General features: G+C 64.8%; 4 protein-coding genes. All 4 read left to right on the top strand.

Features of this window, described 5'->3' with window-relative positions:
• The first annotated feature begins 284 nt into the window (after positions 1-284).
• On the top strand, positions 285-1,541 hold the full coding sequence (locus tag VLR48_RS16380; protein WP_325292814.1) for a sodium:proton antiporter: 1,257 nt from the start codon (positions 285-287) through the stop codon (positions 1,539-1,541).
• 353 nt (positions 1,542-1,894) lie between these two features.
• The gene (gene tnpC / locus VLR48_RS16375; RefSeq protein WP_325292813.1) at positions 1,895-3,493 is read left to right on the top strand and encodes an IS66 family transposase; all 1,599 of its coding nucleotides are present in this window, start codon (positions 1,895-1,897) and stop codon (positions 3,491-3,493) included.
• A 125-nt stretch (positions 3,494-3,618) separates the two neighbouring features.
• A complete protein-coding gene (trxB, locus tag VLR48_RS16370) occupies positions 3,619-4,584 on the top strand; it encodes a thioredoxin-disulfide reductase (protein WP_325292812.1) in 966 nt (321 codons plus the stop codon).
• A gap of 82 nt (positions 4,585-4,666) precedes the next feature.
• Positions 4,667-5,259, top strand: a 593-nt coding sequence (locus tag VLR48_RS16365) for a peptidogalycan biosysnthesis protein (RefSeq protein WP_325292811.1), incomplete at its 3' end; no start/stop codon positions are given.

The following is a 5,259-nucleotide window of genomic DNA, read 5'->3' as shown; positions in this document are numbered from 1 at the left end:
AAGTGCGCTTTGCCGCCCGTCCCGCCGGCCCAGTCCCGCGCTCGCGGGGCGCCGTTGCGGGATCCGTGGCGCCTGCCGATGCGTAACGGCGCGCCGAACCGACGAAGACACGGCATAATCCTACTGCGTCTGCGTGCCGAGGCCCGCCCCGGAACGCACCCGAAGATCGGCGCCTCGGTGCACCGCCAATCACTCCGAGACCCGCGCGGAGAGGAGGCAGCGGACCGCATCGGGCTCGATCGGAATCGACAACGATTCCGCCCAGCGAAACAAGGAACCAAACGATGCGGATCTTCGATGTTCTCGCCGTCCTGATCGGATTCTCGGCGCTCTTCAGTTGGCTGAACGATCGCTTTCTCAAGCTGCCCAACGCGATCGGACTGATGCTGATCGCACTGGTGTTTTCACTGGTGCTCTTGCTGCCGTTTCCGTTCGCCAGGGCGTTGGAGCATGAGGTTCAGCGCATGCTGGCCAGCATCGATTTCAGCGAGGCCCTGCTGGAGGGGATGCTGGGCTTTTTGCTCTTCGCCGGCGCTCTGCACGTCGACCTGCGAGAGCTCGCCAGACACAAGTGGGCGATTGCGATCCTCGCCTCGGCGAGCGTCGTCGGCGCGACCGTCCTCATCGGCTGCGGCAGCTGGCTCCTGTTTTTCGCACTCGGGATCGACATCCCGCTCATCTACTGCATGCTCCTGGGTGCCCTCATCTCGCCCACCGATCCGGTCGCGGTGCTGGGCATCTTGAAGAACGCAAACGCCCCGAAATCGTTGGAGATGAAGATCACCGGCGAATCGCTCTTCAACGACGGCGTGGCGGTCGTGGTCTTCATGCTGCTGGCAGGTCTCGCCGCCGGCCAGACGCCCCCGGCGTTCGGCGACGCCCTGATGCTCTTCGCCACCGAGATCGTCGGAGGAATCACGTTCGGCTTCTTCATCGGCTGGATCGCCCTCTACATGATCAGCAGGACGACCAATTATCAGGTCGAGATCATGATCACCCTGGCGCTGGCCATGAGCGGCTATGCCATCGCCGAGCATGCCCACGTCTCGGCCCCCATCGCGATCGTGGTTGCCGGCCTGATCATCGGCAGTCGGGGCCGCGCCATCGCCGTGACCGAGGCGACGCGTTACCGATTGGACGATTTTTGGGAGTTGGTCGACGAGATCCTCAACGCCGTCTTGTTCGTCATCATCGGCTTGGAGGTCCTGGCGATCAGCATGACCGGGCAATTCATGCTGGCCGGTCTCTTCGCGATCCCGTTGGTACTCGCCGCACGCCTCGTCAGTGTCGGCCTGCCCTTTCAACTGTTGCGCCGCCATCGCGAGTTCGAGCCGGGCTTCCTTTCGATCCTGACCTGGGGCGGTTTGCGCGGCGGGATCTCGGTCGCACTGGCCCTGTCGTTGCCGGAGGGCGAGCCTCGCGATCTGATCCTGAGCGTCACCTATATCATCGTGGTCTTCTCCGTGCTGGTGCAGGGTCTGACACTGGGACCTTTGGTCCGCCGCGTGACCGCAAGTGCCGAGGAGACAAAAAACCCGTGAACGCCGTGGGCGGACGCGGACGACACGGCGGTGCCGGGGTGTCGCGCCAGACCCGGAGCGCCGCACCGCCGAGCATCGACCGCGAATCCCGACCGGACTCGACGCGTCGCCCGAGCCGAACACAACGCGCAACTAAACCGCGTATGGAGCGAGATGCTCATTTTCGAGTGAGTTCGACATTTGGTGCATCCACAGCCCTTAGCGGGGACGCGGTTTAAAATGATATATTTTTGTACTCGTTCAGACTCCCCTCCTGAAAACAGGAGCCTGAGAGACTCTGACGAGAAATTGTGGAACAATAGCGTCCCAAGAGAACAAGCATCTTGGACTTTCCGCGAACATCGAGACGCGACGTGAAGCTCAGTCCACACGATCTGCGACAATTGGACGACGCGTACCTGCGGCGGCTGCCGGAGGATGCGTTGCGGGCGCTGTCGTTGACCTTGTTGGAGGATTTGAAGGAAGCCCGAGAGCGGCTGCAACAGAACCCGAGCAACAGCTCGCGGCCGCCGAGCAGTCGTGCGCCTTGGGAGCGCCCGACAGCAGCCGAAACCGGGGAGGATGAATCCGAGGAGGATGCGGCCGCACCGCCCGGCGCCTCCACCGCCACGGCGGACGCCGAGAAGCGCTCGGACGACGAGGCGGCGCCGTCGGGGGCGGTGTCGGACGCGGCGCAGCCGGCCGAACGCCCGAAATGCAAGCCGGGCAAGCAGCCGGGTGCGCCGGGCGTGGGGCGCACCACCGTGTTCATGGCACAGGCGACCGAAGTGCACCGTCCCGCGGTCTGTCGCGGCTGTGGCGAGCCGCTCGCGGCGCAGGCGCCCGCCAAGGCGTATACCGGGTTTCAATCGCTTGATCTGCGTTGGGGTGACGCCGCGGCACCGGGTGTCCACCTGCACGTGGTTGATCACCGCTTCCTCGAGGTGACCTGCGGGTGCGGGCATCACACCCGTGAGCGACCCACGCAGGTCGCGGTCGAGGACACCCTGGAGGGCGTGCAGCTGCGCGAATGGCGTCTGGTCGGTCCCGGGCTGGCGACCCTGATCATCGCGCTGAGCCTGCGCTTTCGTCTCTCGCGCCGGCGCATCCAAGAATTCCTCGACGACTGGTTGGGCGTGCACCTGAGCATCGGAACCATCCACCAGACCCTGCATGAGAGCGCCGCCGTGGTCGCACCTGCCGAAGCAACGCTGCTCGCCGACATTCAGCGCAGCGGCCTGCTGCATGCCGACGAGACCTCCTGGCCACAACAGCCCCAACGCCTGTGGTTGTGGGTCTTCCTCACCACCACGACGACCCTCTTCGTGATCGCCGGACGCGGCAAAGCCACGGTGACCCGCGTGCTGGACGGCTTCGGCGGTTGGTTGATGAGCGACGGGTGGTTCTCCTACCGCGGGTATCCGCAGCGCCTGCGCTGCTGGGCCCACCTGCTGCGCAAGGCACAAGGGTTGATCGAGGGTTACGATGCGGACGGGCGGCGTTTCGGTCGCCTCGTGCACACGACCCTCGAAACCCTGATGGCGGCGATATACGCGGCCCGCGAGGGACCACCGCCCGACGCCGCCGCAGGCGATCCGGCGCGCACGCACGCGGTGGCGCTGGCGGCGCTGCGTCAAGCCTGTCTTGATCATCTCGGCCATCGGCACGAGAAGACCAAGGCGCTGGCGGTCGAGTTCTACACCGACTGGGACGCGATCTTCAACGTCCTGAAGCACCCGCACTTGCCGTTGACCAACAACGACGCCGAACGGGCCCTGCGTCACTGGGTCATCGCCCGGCGTCTCAGTCACGGTACGCGCACCGCCGTCGGCTCATGCGTCTTTACCCTGCTTGCCAGCGTCATCGAGACCTGTCGTCAACGCGGCCACTCGCCTTGGGAGTATCTGGCAACCGCCATCGCCGACCGGCGCGCCGGACTACCCTTGCCGCCTTTGCCGCAGCCGGGGGTGTGAACGAGTACATATTTTTTAATCTCTTAAACCGCGCCGGCTCCAACGGTCGTCAAGTCTGCCGGGACCGATCACATTCAAAAACATCGCATGCCGCACCGGGCGCGGTTTAACTGGAGTATCGAGATATGAGCGAAACCAAGCACTGCCGGCTCTTGATCCTGGGGTCCGGCCCCGCCGGCTACACGGCGGCCGTCTACGCCGCACGCGCCAACCTCAGCCCGGTCCTGGTCACGGGCCTGGAGCAAGGCGGCCAATTGATGACGACGACGGACGTGGACAACTGGGCGGGAGACCCCGACGGCGTTCAGGGACCGGACCTGATGGAGCGGATGCGGCGCCACGCCGAGCGCTTCGAGACCGAGATCATCTTCGACCACGTCAACGCGGTCGATCTCAAGACCCGCCCCTTCAAGCTGACCGGCGACTCGGCCCTCTACACCTGCGATGCGCTCATCATCGCCACGGGCGCGAGCGCTATGTATCTCGGGCTGCCCTCGGAGGAGACCTTCCGCGGCCGCGGGGTCTCGGCCTGCGCCACCTGCGATGGTTTCTTCTATCGCAACCAGAAGGTCGCCGTGATCGGCGGGGGAAACACCGCGGTCGAAGAGGCGCTTTACCTGTCGAACATCGCCTCCGAAGTGATCCTCGTGCATCGACGCGACGCCCTTCGCGCGGAGAAGATCCTGCAGAAGCATCTGTTTGAGAAGGCCGAGCACGGCAACGTCAAGATCGCCTGGAACCACACGCTCGACGAGATCCTCGGCGACGCGACCGGCGTCACCGGGATGCGCATCAAGAGCACGGGGGACGGCTCCACACAGGATATCGACCTTCAAGGCGTCTTCATCGCCATCGGCCACAAGCCCAACACCCAGATCTTCGACGGGCAGCTCGAGATGGCCGGCGGCTACATCAAGGTCCACAGCGGCATCGACGGCAATGCGACAGCCACCTCGGTCCCGGGCGTCTTTGCCGCGGGCGATGTGATGGACCACGTCTATCGTCAGGCAATCACCTCCGCGGGCACCGGCTGCATGGCCGCGTTGGATGCCGAAAAATTTCTCGACGCATTGGCGGCCGGGGACAAATAGCGGAACCGAGCCTACGATGCCTTGGGCACCGATCGGGCGCCCTCATGTGGCTGATACCGGCCCGGCCATCCGATCGACGCCAATGTACAGATTGACGACTCACTCGGCGATTTCCGACCTACCCGCGGATCAATGGAACCGCCTTGCCGGGGACGACAGCCCCTTCCTGCGGCATGAGTTCCTCGATGCCATGGAACGTCATGGCTGCGTCGGCGAGTCGCTCGGCTGGTTGCCGCGGCATCTCGCGCTGCACGACGCGCAGGGACACCTGGTCGCGGCCGCGCCCTGCTACCTGAAGTTCAACTCCTACGGGGAGTTCGTCTTCGACTGGAGCTGGGCGGACGCCTACCGGCGCAAAGGGCTTCCGTACTATCCAAAACTGGTGATCGCCTCGCCCTACACCCCCGCGACGGGACCGCGACTCCTGACCGGGGATTCGCCCGCGCGAAAAGAGCATGCACGCGCACTAATTCAGGGCGCGATCCGGGTGGCCGAGGAGGCGGGAGTCTCCTCGATGCATTGGCTCTTCACGGCGGACGACGAGCAGGCGTTGCTCGAGGGTCAGGGCCTGCTCGCACGCGTCGGCTGTCAGTTTCACTGGCACAACCGCGGCTTCAGCTCGTTCGAGGATTATCTCGGGACCTTTACGGCCGAGAAGCGCAAAAAGGTCAAACG

The sequence above is a fragment of the Thiocapsa sp. genome (assembly GCF_035467215.1).
Classification (GTDB): Bacteria; Pseudomonadota; Gammaproteobacteria; order Chromatiales; family Chromatiaceae; genus Thiocapsa.
Note: the sequence above shows the minus strand (reverse complement) of the source record. Positions and strands in the feature narration are given on the sequence as shown.

Excerpts from the sequence above, each read along its gene's own strand:
- VLR48_RS16380 (WP_325292814.1), top strand. The coding sequence starts at position 285 with ATGCGGATCTTCGATGTTCTCGCCGTCCTGATCGGATTCTCGGCGCTC.
- trxB (WP_325292812.1), top strand. The coding sequence starts at position 3,619 with ATGAGCGAAACCAAGCACTGCCGGCTCTTGATCCTGGGGTCCGGCCCC.